Annotated in this window: 18 protein-coding genes and 1 pseudogene; 13 read left to right on the top strand and 6 right to left on the bottom strand. The window is 65.1% G+C overall.

All coding sequences use genetic code 11. The annotated features are described in order from the left end of the window. Nucleotide 1 precedes the first annotated feature (1 nt). From ligA to K728_RS21965, 4 genes and pseudogenes are all read left to right on the top strand, one after another. A pseudogene (gene ligA / locus K728_RS19385) lies at nt 2–1069 on the top strand (NAD-dependent DNA ligase LigA); the annotation flags it as partial. After that, a complete protein-coding gene (locus tag K728_RS21970) occupies nt 966–1619 on the top strand; it encodes a helix-hairpin-helix domain-containing protein (protein ID WP_443110980.1) in 654 nt (217 codons plus the stop codon). The pseudogene ligA and the gene K728_RS21970, both read left to right, overlap by 104 nt. After that, nucleotides 1616–2470 (top strand): inositol monophosphatase family protein, encoded by an 855-nt coding sequence (locus tag K728_RS0112620; RefSeq protein WP_024476942.1) that lies wholly within the window; start codon nt 1616–1618, stop codon nt 2468–2470. The genes K728_RS21970 and K728_RS0112620 overlap by 4 nt, the downstream gene beginning before the upstream one ends. Continuing rightward, nucleotides 2451–2603 carry a DUF2087 domain-containing protein gene (locus K728_RS21965; protein ID WP_083850941.1) on the top strand — a complete coding sequence of 51 codons (153 nt, stop codon included), beginning with the start codon at nt 2451–2453 and terminating at the stop codon, nt 2601–2603. The genes K728_RS0112620 and K728_RS21965 overlap by 20 nt, the downstream gene beginning before the upstream one ends. A 20-nt stretch (nt 2604–2623) precedes the next feature. Here the strand turns inward: K728_RS21965 and K728_RS0112610 are convergent, their stop codons facing one another. From K728_RS0112610 to K728_RS0112600, 3 genes are all read right to left on the bottom strand, one after another. Beyond that, entirely contained in the window at nt 2624–3460 is an 837-nt protein-coding gene (locus K728_RS0112610) for a formate/nitrite transporter family protein (RefSeq protein ID WP_019483580.1), read from the bottom strand. Nucleotides 3461–3587: 127 nt separating this feature from the next. After that, a complete protein-coding gene (locus K728_RS0112605) occupies nt 3588–3980 on the bottom strand; it encodes a VOC family protein (RefSeq protein ID WP_019483579.1) in 393 nt (130 codons plus the stop codon). After that, a complete protein-coding gene (locus K728_RS0112600; RefSeq protein WP_443110977.1) occupies nt 3977–4264 on the bottom strand; it encodes an ArsR/SmtB family transcription factor in 288 nt (95 codons plus the stop codon). The genes K728_RS0112605 and K728_RS0112600 overlap by 4 nt, the downstream gene beginning before the upstream one ends. A gap of 315 nt (nt 4265–4579) precedes the next feature. Between K728_RS0112600 and K728_RS0112595 the strand changes: the two genes are divergently transcribed. Beyond that, the gene (locus tag K728_RS0112595; protein WP_024476941.1) at nt 4580–5095 is read left to right on the top strand and encodes a GNAT family N-acetyltransferase; all 516 of its coding nucleotides are present in this window, start codon (nt 4580–4582) and stop codon (nt 5093–5095) included. Between the two features lie 76 nt (nt 5096–5171). On the opposite strand, the gene K728_RS0112590 is transcribed toward K728_RS0112595, so the two are convergent. From K728_RS0112590 to K728_RS0112580, 3 genes are all read right to left on the bottom strand, one after another. Next, nucleotides 5172–6149: a zinc-binding dehydrogenase gene (locus K728_RS0112590; RefSeq protein ID WP_024476940.1), complete on the bottom strand. Its 978-nt coding sequence runs from the start codon at nt 6147–6149 to the stop codon at nt 5172–5174. Between the two features lie 162 nt (nt 6150–6311). Next, entirely contained in the window at nt 6312–6650 is a 339-nt protein-coding gene (locus K728_RS0112585; RefSeq protein WP_019483575.1) for a transcriptional regulator, read from the bottom strand. Then, nucleotides 6640–7122, bottom strand: coding sequence for a hypothetical protein (locus K728_RS0112580; RefSeq protein ID WP_193353935.1), 483 nt, complete (start codon nt 7120–7122; stop codon nt 6640–6642). The genes K728_RS0112585 and K728_RS0112580 overlap by 11 nt, the downstream gene beginning before the upstream one ends. Before the next feature lie 154 nt (nt 7123–7276). On the opposite strand from K728_RS0112580, the gene K728_RS0112575 reads away from it, so the two are divergent. The 8 genes from K728_RS0112575 (at nt 7277) to K728_RS0112540 (ending at nt 16707) form a co-directional block, all read left to right on the top strand. Beyond that, on the top strand, nt 7277–8746 hold the full coding sequence (locus K728_RS0112575; protein WP_035748025.1) for an HNH endonuclease: 1470 nt from the start codon (nt 7277–7279) through the stop codon (nt 8744–8746). A gap of 93 nt (nt 8747–8839) precedes the next feature. After that, entirely contained in the window at nt 8840–9136 is a 297-nt protein-coding gene (gene gatC, locus K728_RS0112570; protein WP_019483572.1) for an Asp-tRNA(Asn)/Glu-tRNA(Gln) amidotransferase subunit GatC, read from the top strand. 3 nt (nt 9137–9139) lie between these two features. Continuing rightward, complete coding sequence (gatA, locus tag K728_RS0112565; protein ID WP_024476938.1) at nt 9140–10711, top strand: Asp-tRNA(Asn)/Glu-tRNA(Gln) amidotransferase subunit GatA; 1572 nt, start codon at nt 9140–9142, stop codon at nt 10709–10711. A gap of 5 nt (nt 10712–10716) precedes the next feature. Next, nucleotides 10717–12225 (top strand): Asp-tRNA(Asn)/Glu-tRNA(Gln) amidotransferase subunit GatB, encoded by a 1509-nt coding sequence (gene gatB / locus K728_RS0112560; protein WP_024476937.1) that lies wholly within the window; start codon nt 10717–10719, stop codon nt 12223–12225. A 123-nt stretch (nt 12226–12348) separates the two neighbouring features. Next, entirely contained in the window at nt 12349–13104 is a 756-nt protein-coding gene (locus K728_RS0112555; RefSeq protein WP_024476936.1) for a hypothetical protein, read from the top strand. Nucleotides 13105–13236: 132 nt separating this feature from the next. Then, nucleotides 13237–14280, top strand: coding sequence for an L-threonine 3-dehydrogenase (gene tdh, locus K728_RS0112550; RefSeq protein WP_024476935.1), 1044 nt, complete (start codon nt 13237–13239; stop codon nt 14278–14280). An 8-nt stretch (nt 14281–14288) separates the two neighbouring features. Continuing rightward, nucleotides 14289–15491: a glycine C-acetyltransferase gene (locus tag K728_RS0112545; protein WP_024476934.1), complete on the top strand. Its 1203-nt coding sequence runs from the start codon at nt 14289–14291 to the stop codon at nt 15489–15491. Nucleotides 15492–15633: 142 nt separating this feature from the next. After that, the gene (locus K728_RS0112540; protein WP_024476933.1) at nt 15634–16707 is read left to right on the top strand and encodes an NAD(P)/FAD-dependent oxidoreductase; all 1074 of its coding nucleotides are present in this window, start codon (nt 15634–15636) and stop codon (nt 16705–16707) included. Nucleotides 16708–18974: the final 2267 nt, after the last annotated feature.

Raw genomic sequence — 18974 nt, 5'->3', positions numbered from 1 at the left:
GATGGAGGTGCGCGGCGAGGTGTTTTTCCCGTCGGCTGCGTTCGCCCAACTCAACGAGAGGATGGTCGCCGCAGGCAAGGCACCGTTCGCCAACCCCCGCAACGCGGCGGCGGGATCCCTGCGCCAGAAGGACCCGGCGCTGACGGCCGAGCGGCCCCTGGACATGTACGTGCACGGTATCGGCGTCCGCGAAGGCCTGGCAGCCCAGTCCCAGTCGGAGACCTACCGCCTGCTGAAGGAGTGGGGACTGCCCACCTCGCCCTATTTCAAGGTGCTCGACGACGCCCCGGCGGTGGTCGAGTTCATTGAGCACTACGGCACGCACCGGCACGACCTGTTCCACGAGATCGACGGCATCGTCGTCAAGGTGGACGACTTCGGCCTGCAGCGGGCACTGGGCCACACCTCGCGTGTGCCCCGCTGGTCGGTGGCCTTCAAATACCCACCGGAAGAGGTCAACACCCGGCTGCTGGATATCCGGGTGAACGTGGGCCGCACCGGCCGGGTCACCCCGTTCGGGATGATGGAGCCGGTCAAGGTGGCGGGCTCCACCGTCGAAATGGCCACCCTGCACAACCAGGACGTGGTGAAGGCCAAGGGGATCCTGATCGGCGACATGGTGGTCCTCCGCAAGGCCGGTGATGTCATCCCGGAAATCGTGGGCCCCGTCGTCGCGCTCCGTGATGGTACCGAACGCGAATTCGTGATGCCCACCGAGTGCCCGTCCTGCGGGACCCCCCTGGCGCCGGCGAAGGAGGGCGACGTCGACATCCGTTGCCCCAACGCCCGGTCCTGCCCCTCGCAGCTGAGGGAACGCGTGTTCCACCTGGCCGGACGCGGAGGCTTCGACATTGAGGCCCTGGGCTGGGAAGCGGCAATCGCCCTGACCCAGCCCGCCGAACCGGAGGAGCCGCCGCTGACGTCCGAGGCTCAACTGTTTGACCTCACACCCGAGGCGCTCGCCGATGTGCGGATCCTGCGTGACAAGCGGGTCAAGGGGGAAGTGGTCGGCAAGGAACTGGTGCCCTACTTCTACACCAAGGGCACCGCCAAGAAACCGTCCGAACCCAGCGCCAACACGCGCCGGCTGTTCACCGAACTGGAGAAGGCGAAGCAGCAGCCACTGTGGNCGGGTCCTGGTCGCCCTGTCCGTCCGGCATGTCGGGCCTACCGCCTCGCGTGCCCTGGCCACCGCGTTCGGGTCGATGGAACGGATCCGCGCGGCCTCGGAGGAGGAGTTGGCGAACGTCGACGGCGTCGGCCCCACCATTGCCGCAGCGCTCACCGAATGGTTTGCCGAAGACTGGCATCGGGAGATCATCGATTCGTGGGCTGCCGCTGGGGTGCGGATGGAGGACGACGTCGACACCTCCATGCCGCGCACCCTGGAGGGCATGACCGTCGTCGTCACCGGCTCGCTGGAACGCTACAGCCGCGACGAGGCGAAGGAAGCGATCATCCAGCGTGGCGGCAAGGCATCCGGTTCAGTCTCGAAAAACACCCACTATGTGGTGGCCGGGGAAAACGCTGGCACCAAACTCGACAAGGCCGAAGCGCTCGGGTTGACCGTGCTGGACGAGGACGGCTTCACCCGGCTACTCCAGGAGGGCCCAGCGTGAACGTATCCCCGACGGAACTGCTGCACCTGGCGAAGCAGGCTGCCTCGGCGGGGGCCGACGTTTTGGCGCGGCGCAGTATCGAGACGCTCGGCGCGCAGAACAAGAGCTCGGACAGCGACTGGGTGACCGCCTTCGATGTGGCAGCCGAACGCGCCGTCCGGGATGTGATTTCCCGGTCACGACCCCACGATGTGATCACCGGCGAAGAGCTGGGAACCACGGTCCCCGATCGCACGACGGGAGCCGGACAGGTGCGATGGTCCATCGACCCGCTGGATGGGACCACCAATTTCATCCGCAACATTGTCTACTACTGCACCTCGGTCGCGGCAGCCGACGCTGACGGCCGCTGGCTGGCCGGGGTGGTGCACGCCCCAGCGCTGGACCGGATCTACTGGGCTGCCCGCGGCCAGGGGGCCTGGCTGCGGGATCACGGCCGGATCGTCCGCTTGGAAGGGCCAGAGGTGGGCCGTAAGGGCACGCTGCTCGGCACAGGATTCACTTACGACGCCGAAGCCCGGGTCCAGCAAGTGGGGGAGCTGGCCTCACTCATGGAGGGGTTTGGCGATATCCGACGGATCGGGTCGGCGGCCCTTGACCTGTGCATGGTCGCCGACGGCACCCTCGACGGATACGTGGAACGCGGTCTGAACGAACACGACTGGGCCGCCGGTGCCCTGATCGCCGAGGAGGCGGGTGCCACGGTGCTCCGCCCCGAGCTCACCACGGCGCTCGCCGGCGGCCCGGACGAGGCCGAGCGGTTCATGGCGTTCACCGTTGCCGGTTCGCCCGATCTGGTCGGCAGGGTGACGGCGCTCACCGCCGCCCCGGATGGAATTGCCCCGGGATGAGAAGCAGCGACAGCCCGGACCAGGCCTCGTCCTGGCTACGGTGACCCGTGATATCCCGACCTTGCGCCGGGCATTGGTCGATTACGGCCACCTGGTCCGCCGGCCGGACGGCACCGGCTACCGCCGCGCCTGACTGCCGGCGCTCCGACGTCGTCAACTCTCGTGGGGTGCGTCAGGGTTTTCCGGAGCCTCGTCGCGACGCTTCTCGATCAGTTCCTTGGTGCGCACGAGCCGCAGCAGCGTAACAAGCAGGAGTCCACCGAGCATATTGAAGGCCAGGGTGTACCCAAACCAGCCAAGCCATTCCAGGTAAGTGATGGCCGCGCCGGAATGGATCGCGGCGAAAATGAGCAGCGAATCCAGGATGCTGTGGAACAGTTGCAGACCCGCAAGGAGGAATCCGCCGATCACCGTCGCGACGATCTTGGCGACGTCATTCGAGGTCCCTTGCTGCATTCGGCTCATCAGCGTAATGGTGCTGCCGCCGAGCACCGCCAGGGCCACAACCTGCATGGAGAACGGCGCGTCGATGAAGTGGTGGGCGCTCTCGGCGACTGTCCCGGTCCACTCAGGGAAGGCCTGCATGACAATCCAGACGAATGCCCAGCCGCTGACCAGATTGGCCACCAGGGTGCCGCCCCAGAGTTTGACCAGCTGAAGCAGACTGCCTTCTTTCGCGACGACGGCTGCGACCGGCATCAGGAAGTTTTCGGTGAACAGTTCGCTATGTGCCAGGAAAAGGGCAACGAGGCCCACGCTGAACGCAAGGCCCGCGAGGAGATGATTGTCCGTCTCGTGCAGCACAGCAAGGTAAGCCATGATGCCGAGGCCTATCTCGAAACCGCCAAAAACACCCGTAACAAGGATGTTCCGGAAGGTCCGTTGCAGCCGCTCGGCACCCTCCTCAACAGTGCTATCGAAGGATTCCTTCAGTTCGTCCTCGACCGGGGCATCGGTGTCCCCTAGTTCCCGCCTGCGTGCTTCGCTCATGACGCCTCTCCTCTGTACTGTTCGGGAGGAGGCGCCCTCCCGGATCGGCGCTACTGGATACGCGAAATGGTAGCAACAGCGGAGGCGACCCAGGCACCAGCGGTGGTCATCGGCTGGTTGCCGCCCTTCAAGCCTGCTTCATTTCGATCAGCTGAATCAGATTGCCGCAAGTGTCGTCGAAGACGGCCATCAGGGCGGTTCCGATGTCGGTGGGCGGCTGGGTAAACACCACGCCGCGGCCCGTCAATCTGGCGTACTCGGAGGTGAGATCCTCAACCGCGAATTGGGCCAAGGGAATGCCATCCTCCGTCAGCGCGTCACGGTACGGTTTCACCGCGGGGTGGCTGGCCGGCTCCAGGAGAAGCTCTGGGCTGTCCGGGGATTCGGGTGACCGAACGGTGAGCCAAAAGTCATCACCCAACGGGATGTCGTGGCCCTTGGTGAAGCCGAGGACGTCGGTGTAGAACGCCAGTGCCGCCCGCTGGTCGTCGACGAACAGGCTGGTCAGTGCAATTTTCATTGGATCCTCTTTTGAATAGGCCAGCGATCGGCAATTTCGGCAAGTGGTGCGGGATTAAAGTAGTGGAACTTGGAGCGTCCCCGACGCTCGGTCGCAACGAGCCTGGCCGATTCAAGGACACCCAGGTGCTGGGAGATGGCTTGGCGGGTCAGGCTGAGGTTGTGGCGCATGGCGAGTATCGAGCAGATCTCGAACAGGGTCTGACCGTCGCGCGACGACAGCTCATCGAGAATGGTGCGTCTGGTTTCGTCGTCGAGAGCCCGGAACACGTCAACCATAACCATCAGTATAGGCAAGCACAGGCTTGCCTATCAAGACCCCCATTACGATGGGTGAATGGCTGATCTGGGGGCGGTATTTCAGGCAACGGGACTACTCGTGGGGTATTTCAGGGCGCCAGTCTGTGGCGAGGTGTCAGTGACCGTCCACGCTGGTCCCTGAACTGGATTTGCTGCCGCCGGTCCGTGGCAGGGTTGTCATGGTCCAGGTGGCAGCGAAGTCTCAGCCCAGTAGCGCGGCTGAACGATCTGTCCGGGGTGAGGCAGAATTGAAAGGCAACGTTTCGGCGTCGTCCCCGTTTGTTCCCTGATGAGGATTTGATGAACTCCCACGCTCCAACTGACCTCACGATCCGTCCCGTCACCGAGACGGATTACGACGACGTCCGCCGCATCACGTGTGCTGCCTACCTTGAGGCGGGGTACTTCGAGGCTCCCGATCATCCGTACATGCGGGTGCTGGCCGACGTCGAACACCGCGCCGAGCACGCCGAAATCTGGGTGGCGGAGCGCGCGGGCGTCGTCGTTGCCTCGGTGGCCATCACGTTCGAGGGGCAGCGGTATACCGACATTGCGGTCACCGGCGAGCTGGAGTTCAGGATGCTGGCGGTGGACCCGACGGTTCAGCGCGGCGGGGTGGGCCGGTTGATGGTTGAGGCGATCATTGAGCATGCCCGTTCGCTGGACGGAATCACGGCGGTCAGCCTGACCAGCGGCTCCGACATGACCCGCGCCCATGCTCTGTATCATTCGCTGGGTTTCGAGCGTCAACCCGAACGCGACTGGTGGGTGCGCGACGAGGAAATCCTGCTCTGGGTGTTCAGATTGTCCCTCTAGAGCCACCGCGACCGTGCAAGTCTCCCGGCCGTGCAGGTCTCCCGGAAGATGGGAAGACCTGCACCGGTGGGACAAGCTACGGCCGGATCATGACCTTGCCCTTGCGGCCCGCCACGAAGTTTGCCCGGGAGGCTTCCTGCACCTGATCCAGAGTGTAGGCAGCTTCGATGGGGAAGGAGAGGGTGCCGTCGTTGACCCGGAGCAGCAGTTCGCTGAACAGCTCGCCGCGACGACCGGCTGGTAGCTCGCGCATCACGGTGCTGCCCCAGAAGCCCTTGACCGTCAGGTTCTTGAAGATGATCGAGCCGGAACTCAATGTCATGGTGCCTCCACCCATCGCTCCGAACACCACGAGCGTGCCATTCTCGCCGAGCTGCGACAGCACCTCGTTGCTGGCGTCGCCGCCCACCGAATCCACGCCGGCGACAATCTTGGCGCCCCCCGTGAGTTCAGCGACCCGGTCCTCCCAGCCTGCGGTCTCGGTGGAAACGATCCGTTCGATACCCTGAGCTGCGAGTTCGTCGACGCCCGCGTCACGGCGGACGAGGCCGACGACGTTGATGCCGCGGGTAGGAGCGAGCTGGGCGATCAGGCGTCCGACGGCGCCGTTTGCGGCGTTCTGGATGATCCAGTCACCCTCGGTGAGGTTGAGCCAGTCGAGTAGTGCGATGGCGGAGAATGGCATTGAGACCAGTTGGGACGCAACTTCATCGGTTGCACCTTCATCGACGGGTACCAGACCCTGTGCCTGGGCGATGAAGAACTCGGCCCAGACGCCGAACGTCCCACCGGTAGCGACGCGCTGTCCCAAGGAGAGGTGCTCGACGTCGTCACCCAAAGCGTCAATGACTCCTACTGCCTCAGAGCCCGCCTGGGCGGGAAGCTCGGGTTTGAAGCCATAGGTTCCGCGGACGGTCCAGAGATCGTGGTTGTGAATGGGGGACAGGAGGGTGCGTACCCGCACCTGCCCTGGACCGGGTTCTGGGGTGGTGACTTCATCGACCTGGAGGACATCCCAGGGTTCCCCGAAGGTGTGCTGACGAATCGCACGCATAACTAACTCTCTTTCCATGTGGTTACTCGAAAAGTAACCCCCCGGCCGGTTGCAATATTCCCGGGCTGCAGCGACATCAGAGCGTCAAGTTTGTCTGTCACGCGACGGTGTTCAAGCGCCGCCCAGCGGTTCAGGGCGAATGGCGGCAGAGTGTGCGACGGGTCAGTCGCCGTCGTCGATGACTCCTGTGGCAATCGCGCGGAGGGCGGCGAGGTGGGAATCAAAAGCACTCCTACCCTGGGGGGTCAAAGAGAGCCAGCTGATTCGCCGGGCATCCGGGCGCCCGACCGATGATGACTTGGTCATCGACACAAAACCACCGTCGACCAAAACCTTCAGATGTTTGGACAGCGCAGCATCCCCAACAGCGAGTGAGTCACGAATCGCTGAGAAGTCGGCGCTTTTAACATTGCGTAGAAGTCCGCAAATTCGGAACCGTAGTGGGGCATGAATCAGTTCGTTGAAGACGCCGCCGTTTGTTTCGGACAGATCAGCGGGCATGGCGGATCCGGCTCAGGGCGCTTCGCGTGAAGTAGTGGGCTCCGATAGTGCCAGCGCCGAAAGCGGCTACGGTGGGCGCAGCAACCCACCAGTGCAGTTCGAGAGAGACAAGCCCCAAGGAGACGCTGAGCAGCAGCAGGCAGGAAATCAGGGTGGCGGCGTAGATCAGCCAGGCCTCCCAACCGATGCTGCCGAGTTTGACGCCGGTCGCCCGATGATACAGATAGACAACCATGATTCCGACGATGATCAGCAGGGCCGAGTTGCCCGAGCGGTTGTCTCCGGCTGCGGGCGAAGCGACACAGACGGCGGCAATGGCGCCGAACGTAGGGGCAACCCATCGTGGTGTGTTCATGCGCGAGATGAGAGCTGAGCGGTCACTATCGACGTCGGCCAGCAGGGCGGCGGCCGAGTCCGACTGGCCCGGCGACGACGGAGGCAAGTTGTTTTCCATGATGGAAAGTGTAATCACTTTCCACCGAGGAAAGCAACTGCTGGCTTGGCGCGCGGGGTGTCACCCAGGGGGTGTCTGCGCACGCTTTAGTGTCGAATATTTGTTCGAGAGATTTATCCACATAAGCCCGAAAGCTCCTGACCTATCGGCGGGCGTTTGGGACTATTGAGGTATGGACGGACGCGCAGCTCCATCGTTGAGCAGGAGGGGATTTACCTCTCAGGCAACGGCTCCGCGCGGCGCTGCGGGTCGTGGCGAGAAGGCCACTACGGGTTCCCCTGTTGCGGGTGGCTGGGGGTCGAAAACCCCTGGTGCGGGTGCGGGTGTGGGTGCTGGTGTGGGTTCCACACGAGCATTGGCTGTAGCTTTAGGGGCGCTTCGGCCAGCTGCCAACGCTGCGGGGCTGATCGATCAGCTACGTGACCTGGAGGATTTGAAATCGGCGATCGCTGGGGTGCAGGCCCAGATCTCCGTCGCCGTTGACGTGCTGGAACGCCAAACCCAAGCCAAGGCCGGGACACCCGCTGCGGAGCAGGGGAAGGGTGTCAGCGCGCAGATCGCACTGGCCCGGCGTGAATCCCCAGCCCGCGGCAGCCGTCTCCTTGGGCTCGCGAGGGCGCTGGTGACGGAGATGCCGCATACGTTGGCGGCCCTGCATAACGGGCAGCTGAATGAATGGCGCGCAACGTTGATCGTGAAGGAAACCGCGTGCCTGTCCGCCGCTGACCGGTCCGCCGTCGACGAGGAACTCTGCCCCGACACCGGGACATTTGAGGGGCAGGGCGACAAGGCCATCATCGCCGCGGCCCGGACCGCAAGCTACCGCAGGGACCCGCGCGCCGTGGTCAACCGGGCTGCCCACGCGGCAAATGAACGGTTCGTGAGCATTCGGCCGGCACCGGACACGATGGCTTACCTCAGTGCGTTGTTGCCGGTGAAAAACGCCGTGGCCGCCTACGCCGCGTTGACCAGGCACGCTGATACGGCACGGGCCACCGGGGACACCCGGTCCCGGGGTCAGCTCATGGCCGATGCCCTCGTCGAGCGGGTCACCGGGACACCCGGGGGCGTCTCCCGGGTCGAGCTGCAGGTCATCATGACCGACCGGTCCCTTTTTCAGGGCGATAGCGAACCAGCCCGGATCCCCGGCTACGGCATCGTCCCGTCAGCGTGGGCCCGAGACCTCATCCACCCCGGTGCGATACCTTCGCCTTCACGGAGCGACAACAGATCTGCGACACCGCACGGCTCTGAGGAACACTCTGACCAGGGGCCCCCGACCTTCGAAGTGTGGCTTCGTCGCCTCTACACGGCCCCAACAACCGCAGACCTGGTGGCCATGGACTCCAAAGCACGGCTCTTCACCCCGGCGCAACGCAGGTTCATCAGCGCTCGCGACGCCACCTGCCGCACCCCTTACTGCGACGCGCCGATCCGGCATTATGACCACATCATCCCCTGGCACAAGGATGGACCTACCTCGGTGGCGAACGGGGCAGGGCTTTGTGAAGCCTGCAACCACACCAAGGAACGACCCGGCTGGACGGCAGGACCACATCCAGGATCCCGCCACACCCTCCGCGTCACTACACCCACCGGCCACACCTACCAGGCCACCGCCCCACCCTTGCCCGGAGCCTGAACCGCAGTGTTCCCCGTGCCAGGCCGAATCGGTCGGGGCGTGCACCGCACGTAGACTGGAACCAAACACCAATTCATTGACCATGGGAGATTTATGGCTGAGATCAACCGTGAGGACGTTGCGCATCTGGCGCGGCTTGCCCACATCGACATGAGCGCCGAAGAGCTGGACCGGATGACCGGTGAGCTGGCAGTAATTGTTGACTCGATCAAGCGGGTCAGCGAGGTGGCAGGCGATGACATCCCCACCACCAGCCACCCCATTCCGCTGAGCAACGTGTACCGCGAAGACGTGATCGGTGAGACCCTCACCAACGAGGAAGCCCTCTCCGGTGCACCCGACAACGCTGACGGACGCTTCAAGGTCCCAGCCATCCTGGACGGGGAGTAACCCATGACTGAACTGATTCGGCTCAGCGCCGCGGCGCTCGCCCAGAAACTCGTTGCCAGGGAAATCTCGGCCGTTGAAGCCACTCAGGCTCACCTCGACCGGATTGCCCACGTGGACGGCGGCGACGACGGTGTCCACGCCTTCCTGCACGTCAATACCGACGAGGCGCTCGCCGTCGCCGCCGAAGTGGATCAGGCTCGTGCCAAGTCCGAGGACCTCCACCCGCTGGCCGGCGTTCCGATCGCGGTCAAGGACCTCATCGTCACCAAGGGCCAGCCCACCACCGCCGGCTCGAAGATCCTTGAAGGCTGGCACAGCCCCTACGACGCCACAGTGATCCGCCGACTCCGGGCCGCGGGTATGCCCATCCTCGGCAAGACCAACCTGGACGAGTTCGCCATGGGCTCCTCAACCGAGCACTCGGCGTATGGCCCCACCCGTAACCCGTGGGATCTGGATCGAATCCCCGGCGGATCGGGCGGTGGCTCAGCTGCCGCCGTCGCCGCTTTCGAGGTGCCGCTCGCGCTTGGCACCGATACCGGCGGTTCCATCCGCCAGCCCGGCGCTGTCACCGGCACGGTCGGCGTGAAGCCGACCTACGGCGGAGTTTCTCGGTACGGTGCCATCGCGATGGCGTCGTCGCTGGACCAAATTGGCCCCGTTTCGCGGACCGTGCTGGACTCGGCGCTGCTCCACGAGGTCATTGGCGGTCACGACCCCAACGACTCCACCTCCCTCACCGACCCTCTCGGTGCGCTCGTCGAGGCTGCCCGAATGGGCAACGTAGACGGCATGCGCATCGGCGTCATCAAGGAACTGCAGGGCGAGGGGTACCAGTCCGGTGTGCTGACCCGGTTCCAGGAATCGTTGGAACTGCTCCGTGGTGCGGGCGCCGAGATTGTCGAGGTGTCCTGCCCCAATTTCGAGTACGCGCTGGGCGCCTATTACCTGATCATGCCCTCCGAGGCGTCCTCAAACCTTGCCAAGTACGACGGCGTCCGGTTTGGTCTTCGGGTGGTGCCCGACGGCGCACCCACCATCGAACGTGTCATGGGCGCCACGCGTGCCGCAGGCTTCGGTGACGAGGTCAAACGGCGCATCATCCTGGGCACCTATGCGCTAAGCGCCGGCTACTACGACGCCTATTACGGCTCGGCGCAGAAGGTCCGCACGCTGATTCAGCGGGACTTCGATGCGGCCTTCAAGCAGGCCGACATCCTGATCTCCCCGACTTCGCCGACCACTGCCTTCAAGCTGGGGGAGAAGCTCGACGATCCGCTGGCCATGTACCTGAACGACGTAGCCACTATCCCAGCGAACATGGCAGGCATACCCGGGCTGTCCCTGCCCGGCGGCCTCGCCGACGAGGATGGGCTGCCCGTCGGTATCCAGCTGTTGGCTCCCGCCCGCCAGGACGCCCGGCTGTACCGGGTGGGCGCGGTGCTGGAATCACTGCTCGAAGCCAGCTGGGGCGGTCCGCTGCTGGATCGCGCTCCGGAGCTGAGGCCTGACGCTTTGCGGTCCGGCGGCGCAGCCGACCGCGTGGAGACTAGCACTGCAGGAGGAACCAACTGATGGCTATGGCAACTGAAGACATTCTGACCTTCGAGGAAGCCCTCGAGAAGTATGATCCGGTGCTGGGCTTCGAGGTCCATGTGGAGTTGAACACCCAGACCAAAATGTTCTCCTCGGCACCCAACGCGTTTGGTGACACCCCCAACACCAACGTCACCCCGGTGGACCTTGGTCTGCCGGGTGTGCTGCCGGTAGTGAACCGGGTGGCGGTGGAGTCTTCCATCAAGATCGGGCTGGCGCTGGGCTGCAAGATCGCCGAGAAGTGCTACTTCGCCCGGAAGAACTATTTCTACCCGGACACACCGAAGAACTTCCAGACCTCCCAGTTCGAGGACCCGATCGCCTATGACGGGTCCATTGACATTGAGCTGGCTGACGGCACCGTGTTCACCGTCGAGATTGAGCGCGCCCATATGGAAGAGGACGCCGGAAAGCTGACCCACATGGGTGGCTCCACCGGTCGGATCCAGGGCGCCGAGTTCTCCCTTGTGGACTACAACCGCGCCGGAGTGCCCCTCGTGGAAATTGTCACCAAGCCGATTGTCGGTGCCGGTGCCCGCGCTCCCGAGCTGGCGAAGGCGTACGTCGCTGCGATCCGCGAGATCGTCAAAAACCTTGGCGTGTCTGACGCCAAAATGGAACGCGGCAACGTCCGCTGTGACGCGAACGTCTCCCTCAAGCCCAAGGGGCAGGAGAAGTTCGGCACCCGCACCGAGACGAAGAACGTGAACTCGCTGCGCGCCGTCGAGCACGCCGTCCGGTATGAGATCCAGCGCCACGCAGCGGTGCTCGATTCCGGGATCGCCATCATCCAGGAAACCCGCCACTGGCACGAGGACACCCGCTCGACGACGTCGGGCCGTCCCAAGTCCGACGCCGACGACTACCGCTATTTCCCCGAACCCGATCTGGTGCCTATCGTCACCACCGAGGAGTGGATCGAGCGGCTCCGCTCCGAACTGCCCGAGCCACCGGCCGAACGCCGCAAACGGCTGCAGCAGGATTGGGGCTACTCCGACGCCGAGTTCCGTGACGTCGTCAACGCCGGTGTGATGTCCTCCATCGAGGACACCATCGCTGCCGGAGTCAAACCCGCCGTCGCCCGTAAATGGTGGATGGGCGAGATTTCCCGCCGGGCGAAGGTGGCCGACGTCGAGCCGTCCGAGCTGGGTGTCACCCCCGAGCTGATCGTCGAACTGAACTCGCTGATCGAGTCCGGCAAGATCAACGACAAGCTGTCCCGGGAGGTGCTCGACGGCGTCCTCGCCGGCGAAGGCACACCCACCGAGGTGGTCGAGGCCCGCGGGCTGGCGGTCGTGTCCGACGACGGTCCGCTGCTTGAGGCGATCGATGCAGCACTGGCAGCCCAGCCCGATGTCGCCGACAAGATCCGCGGCGGCAAGGTGCAGGCTGTCGGCGCGATCGTGGGCGGCGTCATGAAAGCCACCCGCGGCCAGGCCGACGCCGGTCGGGTGCGGGAACTGATCCTGCAGCGCCTCGGCGTCGAGGGCTAACCCGCCGCTCCCAATTGAGGTGGGCAATCTGGACAAAAAGGGGGCAACATTACCTCTGCGAACGTCCAGGTTGCTCACCGTTTCTCCCTGAAAGGATCCTCGTGGCGAACAGGCTGGCCGACGGTGAGCGCTGAGAAGCCGGTCTGGACCCACCTGTCCCGTGTCCAGACCGAGGGCGATAACCACATCATGGAAGACGCCTGCGGCTACCGGCGCAACGCCGCGTGGATGATTGACGGCGCCACGTCCCTACTGGCAGAGATCGACCTGCCCGGGGCATCCAACCCGTCCTGGTACGCGCAGGTCCTCAACCTCGCGCTGGCTGAACACGCCGGCCCCGCGGATCCCCGCGAGGTTCTGTCCGCGGCACTGAAAACCGTTGATGCGCTCGGGCAGCGGCTGGTCGGCGCTCGGTCCCACTTTTTCCCCAGCGCTGCGGTCTCCCTGGTGACCGCCGCCGACGACGGCGTCCAGGTGCTCAGCCTCGCCGACTGCCACGTCGTGGCCCGCCGGTACGACGGAAGTTGGCTGCACGCTGGAGTTCCGATCAGCGAACCCACCGGAACACGCGCCGACCACCTGCAGGCCCGGCGGGACCGTAATACCGAGCACGGCGTCTGGGTGGCCCGGCGGGAACCCGAAGCAGCCGAGCGAGCCAGACTGGTGACAGTGAGGAAAGCGCACACCGTGGCGCTCGCTTCGGATGGTGCCTGGCGGGCAGTCGATCTGGGTCTGGTGGCGGGCCCCGAGGCTTTCCTCGATGCGGTCAGCACCCCCGGTGGTGCACAGGAGCTCATGTTGACCCTGCGCATTACCCAGCAGGAGATCGGCGAAACAGCGGACGACGCATCGGTGATGTGCGTGGCGCTGCAGGACTAGCCAGCCGCAACCCGGCTTTGCCGGAACCCGGCTGATACGCTGACGATGGTGCCACAGCACCGTCCAGGATGAACTGCACGCGCCGGGGCGTACCACGCTTACCTACCGCGTGCGGGTGGAAGGAACCCCTCAGTGAAGGCGCTTTACAAGTCCGGTCCGCACCCCGGTTTCGAACTGGTCGACCGGCCCGAGCCGACGCCGGGTCTCGGCGAAGTCAAGATCCGCGTGATGACCACCGGGATCTGTGGCACCGATCTTCACATCGAGTCCTGGGACCAATGGGCCGCCAGCACCATCAACGCACCCCTGATTCCGGGGCACGAGTTCTACGGTGAAGTGGTTGAACTCGGCAACGGCGTGCGAGACGTCAAGGTGGGCGACCGGGTCTCCGGTGAAGGCCATATCGTCTGCGGAACGTGCCGCAACTGCCGCGCCGGTCGCCGTCAAATGTGTATCAGGACCGCCAGCGTCGGCGTACAGCGCGACGGCGCCTTCGCCGAGTTTGTGGTGATACCTGAACCGAACGTCTGGGTGCACCCCGCAGGCATCACCCCCGAGTTGGGCGCCATCTTCGACCCCTTCGGCAACGCAGTCCACACTGCCCTGAGTTTCCCCCTCGTCGGCGAGGACGTGCTGATAACGGGGGCCGGACCAATCGGACTGATGGCTGCCGCCGTCGCCCGCCACGCTGGCGCTCGCTACATTGCCGTCACCGACGTCTTCCAGCCCCGGCTCGATCTGGCACTCACCGTCGGTGCTGACCTGGCCGTGAACGTCAGCACCACCCGGATCGTTGACGCGCAGCGCAAGCTCGGGATGAGGGAAGGGTTCGACGTCGGCATGGAGATGTCCGGCCACCCCACGGCCCTGCCGGAGATGATCGACAACATGAACCATGGCGGCCGGATCGCCATGCTCGGGCTGCCGTCAGCCGATATCACCATCGACTGGGCCAAGATGGTCACGCACATGCTCACCCTGAAGGGCATCTACGGCCGCGAGATGTTCGAAACCTGGTACGCCATGAGCGCCATGCTGCAGTCCAACCCAATTCTGCAGCAGGCGATCTCGAGCGTGGTTACCGATACCCTGCCCGCGTCGCAGTGGCAGAAGGGCTTTAATACAGCACGCAACGGGGCCAGCGGCAAAGTGGTCCTGGACTGGACCGGATTCTAAGGAGCATCATGTACACGAGCATTCAGGATCAGCTGACCGAGGAGCTGGACGGTATCCGCAGCGCGGGTCTGTTCAAGAATGAGCGGCGGATTTCCTCCCCGCAGTCCAACCATATTGAAGCGGCAACGCTCGACGGCGCCCCCCAGCGGGTACTGAACTTCTGCGCCAATAACTACCTGGGATTGGCCGATCACCCGGACATCATCGCCGCCGCGAAACAGGCGCTCGATGACCGCGGGTTCGGTATGGCCTCCGTCCGGTTCATCTGCGGCACCCAGGATCTCCACCTGGAACTCGAGGCCCGGGTGTCACAATTCCTTGGCACCGAAGACACCATCCTGTTCTCCTCGTGCTTCGACGCCAACGGCGGGGTCTTCGAGTCCCTGTTGACTGCCGAAGACGCGGTGATTTCTGATGCGCTGAACCATGCGTCGATCATCGACGGCATCCGACTGTCCAAGGCCCAGCGGTACCGCTACGCCAACCGTGACATGACCGATCTGGAAGCGAAGCTCAAGGAGGCCGCAGGAGCCCGCCGGACCCTGATCGTCACCGACGGGGTGTTCTCGATGGACGGTTACCTCGCTCCGTTGGAGGCCATCTGCGACCTCGCCGAGCAGTACGGTGCGATGGTCATGGTGGATGATTCACATGCGGTCGGCTTCATGGGCCAAACCGGAGCCGGCACGCCCGAGCACGCCGGAGTCTCCAACCGGGTGGACATCTACACCGGTACCTTCGGGAAGGCACTGGGCGGGGCATCTGGCGGCTACGTCGCAGCGCACGCCGAGATCGTCGCGCTCCTTCGCCAGCGTGCCCGGCCGTACCTGTTCTCGAACTCTTTGGCACCGTCAATCGTCGCCGCCACCCTCACCGCCCTCGACCTGGTCCAGAACAGCGCCGACCTGCGGGCGCAACTCGAGGAAAACTCGGCACTGTTCCGGCGCCGGATGACCGAGGAAGGCTTCGAACTGCTCGACGGCGAGCACGCGATCATCCCGGTGATGTTCGGCGACGCCGCACTGGCGGCCAAGACCGCCGACGCCATGCTGGTTCGCGGCGTGTTTGTTACGGCGTTCAGTTTTCCTGTGGTGCCTCGCGGTGCCGCCCGGATCCGGGTGCAGCTGTCCGCCGCCCACAGCGCCGAGGACATCGAGGCGTGTGTGCAGGCGTTCATCGGGGCGCGCGACGACGTCGCGGCCGCCACCTAGCCAGCGAACTGTCCAGCCCCGGCACCCAGCAAGCCCGGCCGGCGTCGTGAACCCGGTTCGGTGACACGCCCCCGGCGTCCGTATTGCTCACCGAACTGCTGTCCTCCCGGAATCGACCCGGGCCGCCGGGTAGGCTGCAGGCATGGCACTCAACGCTGATGTTCTGATTGTCGGTGGCGGCATCGCCGGGTTGTCCCTGGCCTCGCGGCTCGCCGGGCACTGCACGGTGGTCCTCGTGGAGGCCGAACAGGAGCTCGCCTACCACGCCTCCTCCAGATCAGCCCGGCAACTCATCCCCAGCTACGGACCTCCCGCGGTGCAGCAGCTCACCAATCGCACCCTCGACCTGCTGCGCACCACCGAAAAAGACCACAACCTCCAACTCCTTGCGCCGCGCAGCTTCATGCTGATCGGATCCGAGCAGGACGTCGCTGAACGCTCCAGTGGCGCCATGACCGCGATCAGCCACCAGGAAGCGCTGTCCCTGTGCCGGCAGCTCCGGCCGGAAACGTTCGCCGCCGCGGGCATTGACACCACCTCGGTGGGGCTCGATTCCGCTGCCCTGATCGACCACCACCGGCAGGTAGCGTTCGGCGCCGGTGTCACGGTCCTTACCGGGGCCAAGATCCACTCGGCCCAACAGTTGAAAAACGGGTGGAATGTCGGGGCCGGCGCGCACGCCATTCATTCAGCGGTCCTCGTGAACGCCGCGGGGGCGTGGGCCGATGAGGTTGCGGTGATCTCCGGAGTGGAAATCCAGGGGCTCCGGCCCTACCGCCGGACCGCCGCCGTCGTGCGCATGACCGGCGAGCTGGCACCGGGAACACCGATGGTCGCGGCCGCCGACGACAGCTTCTATTTCCGGCGCGAAGGGGCAGGGGCACTGATTTCGCCTTGCGAATCGGTGCCGAGCGTTCCCGAGGACGCCCAACCGGTCGCCGCCGACCTGACGGCGTTACTGCACCGGTTGAATGAGGCGACCACCCTGGGAATCACCTCAATCGACCGCGCCTGGACCGGGCTGCGAACCTCGACCAAAGCCGGGTTGCCGGTGGTCGGGTTTGATCCCGAAGCCGCCGGGTTTTTCTGGCTGGCTGGCCAGGGCGGCTACGGTTTCCAGACGTCGTCGGGGATTGCTGAACTGGCGGCCGCACTGATCCTGGGCGAAGAGAGCAACCTCCCGCTGCTGGCCGACACGCTGCGCCCGACCCGCTAAACCCGACCCGCTAAACCCGACCCCAAAGGGCCGGCCCAAAAATACAATCGAATAAATTAACACATACGTTTTAAATAACCAAGAGTTTTGGTTGTCGAGTTTCTACTGCGGGTCCATAATCGTTCCATTCTGACGTGCTGGATATCCGCTGAGGAGCTGGGCAATGCCTTCACTACTGGATACACTCACACCCCTGCTCGGTGATGGCACGGAGCTCGGGGATTTCGGGGAAGCCCTCGACGAGTTCACCGTCGACGATCAGCAAACCCCCTCGAACCCCGGCGGTGTGACCGTCACCGGCTCGGTGTCCTTCGCTGCCGGGCTGAAACTGGGCGTCGACGTCGTCAGCAAACGTCTGGTCTGGACCCCCGCCGCGACTGCAGGTGGAGCGGACGCCTTCGGTGAAAACTCGTGGATTGACGTCCGCAACACCACCCTCACCTTCGAACTGCAGGTCCCGGGACTGGGCGGGGAGGACTTCACCCTCGACCTGAGCCTGAGCAATATTGTGTTGAAGGCCCCGTTCCTGCGCGGAGCCAAGCATCCCAGCCCGGGGGAGCTGGTCCCGGATCCGCAGAATCCTGACGTCACGTTCACCCTGCCGGACGTCGACTTCCAGATCTTCGGCGACGACGGCGGCACCGACGCCAGGTTCCTGGGCCTCGGCGACACCGGCACCGACGATCCCGCCATTGCCTCCTTCGTCACCATGCAGCCTCCGTTCGCGTTCATCGGGTCCACCGACGTGGTCGGCTTCGGATTCCGCTCCGGCATGCTCGATCTCTCCGGTGACGCCACCCCACCCGACGTCCTCGACCTGCTCAACCTGGGCGCCGAATGGCAGGGCCTTTATCTCCCCGAAATCCGGCTCTTCGTGGCTCCGAACGGCGCCCGCGACCTCTGCGTCGACGCCGGTGCCAAAAACCTCCTCATCGGCTTCGGCGCGACCTCCGGGGTGTCCGGCGACTTCGACCTGACCGTCGCCTACCAGGGCGCAGGAGCCCTCAAACTCGGGGCGCGCTTCTACGATGCGGCCGGGCGCTGCTACTCGCCGGTCGGCACCGGCGGAACCCGCACCGTCACCCTGCCCCCTCTCACCCGGATGGTCGCCGACGTTGAAGGCGGGCTGGCCCCCTACACCTTCACCATCACCGTCGACGGCGTCGCACAGCCGGCCGGCAGGGTCACCGACATCGATCTCTCCACCGACGCGAGCCGAAACATCGTCATCACCGTCAGGGACACCAGCGGCACTCCACAGACCGCCACCCTCACCCTGACGACGTCGGCCCTCGCCACGGTCCTGGGCGGTGGTACCAACGCCCAGCTTCGCACCGTCAGCACCACCACAGGTACCGTCCCGGCCGCCTCGCCGCGCCTGCGCGTCGACTCTGAAACCGTCGCGGGCACGACGACGACGGTTGTCCTCACTCTCGACGTCGACACGGCAACAGCGGCCACCACCGAATGGCGGGTCGACGGCGGTGCGCCAACGACAGGGGCTACGCTGTCTGTCAACGTCGGCCCGGGCCAACGCTTCTCGGTACAGGCCAGGCTTCCCGGGACCACCACAGTGGGGGCTGCCACCGCCTATTACCGCTTTGACACACCGGACCCGGGAGCCGAATCCGCGGCGCAAAGCCGGTCAGCCCCGGCACCCAATGCAGGTGCCGCCACCCCCTGGACGCAGGGCACCGACTCCGACGACACGCTCCGCCCGCTCCTCGCGGCGCTCCCCGCCGGGCACCCCATCTCCATCAGCGGGTACGCCAGTTTCGAGGGCACCGACACACCCACGGTCCGCCAATACAACGAACGGCTTGCCCGGCGCCGCGCCGATGCCCTCCAACTTCGCATCGAACGGCTCTGCCAGGAGCCCGCACTCACCGGCAGGAACCCGGTGATCACCGCTGCCGCCGACATGTCGGGGTGGACGGGGCAGGGGCCAGCCCTCGACGTCCGGCGGACCTTCTGGAAAGCGGAAGCGACCTGGCCGCCAGTGAGCACCGGGGACACGCTGGTCACGGCGGAACTGTGGCGGGAGGAAGCCACCGGCCCCGGCACCGATCTGACCACCCCCGACGCCGACCCCGGCACCCGCACCAACCCGCCGTCCTGGTTCCGGAAACTGGGCACAGTCGTCAGAATCGTCAGGAACACTTTCGTCTCCTGCGAAGTGTTCGGAGAGTTTGATATCCAGACCGCCGCCGAGAACCGGCTAGCCGGGCAGATGACCCCGGGGAGCGAGCTCAGCGCGGCCCGGGCCA

It is taken from the genome of Arthrobacter sp. CAL618, from assembly GCF_000468215.1.
Lineage (GTDB): Bacteria > Actinomycetota > Actinomycetes > Actinomycetales > Micrococcaceae > Arthrobacter_D.
The sequence above is the reverse complement of the archived record's forward strand: the minus strand, read 5'-3'. Positions and strand labels throughout refer to the sequence as shown.

Coding starts and splice junctions, on each gene's coding strand:
- K728_RS0112600 (WP_443110977.1), bottom strand. CDS start 4,264: ATGGTTATGGTTGACGTGTTCCGGGCTCTCGACGACGAAACCAGACGC.
- K728_RS0112545 (WP_024476934.1), top strand. CDS start 14,289: ATGTACACGAGCATTCAGGATCAGCTGACCGAGGAGCTGGACGGTATC.
- K728_RS0112590 (WP_024476940.1), bottom strand. CDS start 6,149: ATGCGTGCGATTCGTCAGCACACCTTCGGGGAACCCTGGGATGTCCTC.
- K728_RS0112595 (WP_024476941.1), top strand. CDS start 4,580: ATGAACTCCCACGCTCCAACTGACCTCACGATCCGTCCCGTCACCGAG.
- K728_RS21965 (WP_083850941.1), top strand. CDS start 2,451: ATGGAATTGCCCCGGGATGAGAAGCAGCGACAGCCCGGACCAGGCCTC.
- K728_RS0112575 (WP_035748025.1), top strand. CDS start 7,277: ATGGACGGACGCGCAGCTCCATCGTTGAGCAGGAGGGGATTTACCTCT.
- K728_RS0112540 (WP_024476933.1), top strand. CDS start 15,634: ATGGCACTCAACGCTGATGTTCTGATTGTCGGTGGCGGCATCGCCGGG.
- gatA (WP_024476938.1), top strand. CDS start 9,140: ATGACTGAACTGATTCGGCTCAGCGCCGCGGCGCTCGCCCAGAAACTC.
- K728_RS0112605 (WP_019483579.1), bottom strand. CDS start 3,980: ATGAAAATTGCACTGACCAGCCTGTTCGTCGACGACCAGCGGGCGGCA.
- K728_RS0112585 (WP_019483575.1), bottom strand. CDS start 6,650: ATGCCCGCTGATCTGTCCGAAACAAACGGCGGCGTCTTCAACGAACTG.
- gatB (WP_024476937.1), top strand. CDS start 10,717: ATGGCAACTGAAGACATTCTGACCTTCGAGGAAGCCCTCGAGAAGTAT.
- K728_RS0112610 (WP_019483580.1), bottom strand. CDS start 3,460: ATGAGCGAAGCACGCAGGCGGGAACTAGGGGACACCGATGCCCCGGTC.
- gatC (WP_019483572.1), top strand. CDS start 8,840: ATGGCTGAGATCAACCGTGAGGACGTTGCGCATCTGGCGCGGCTTGCC.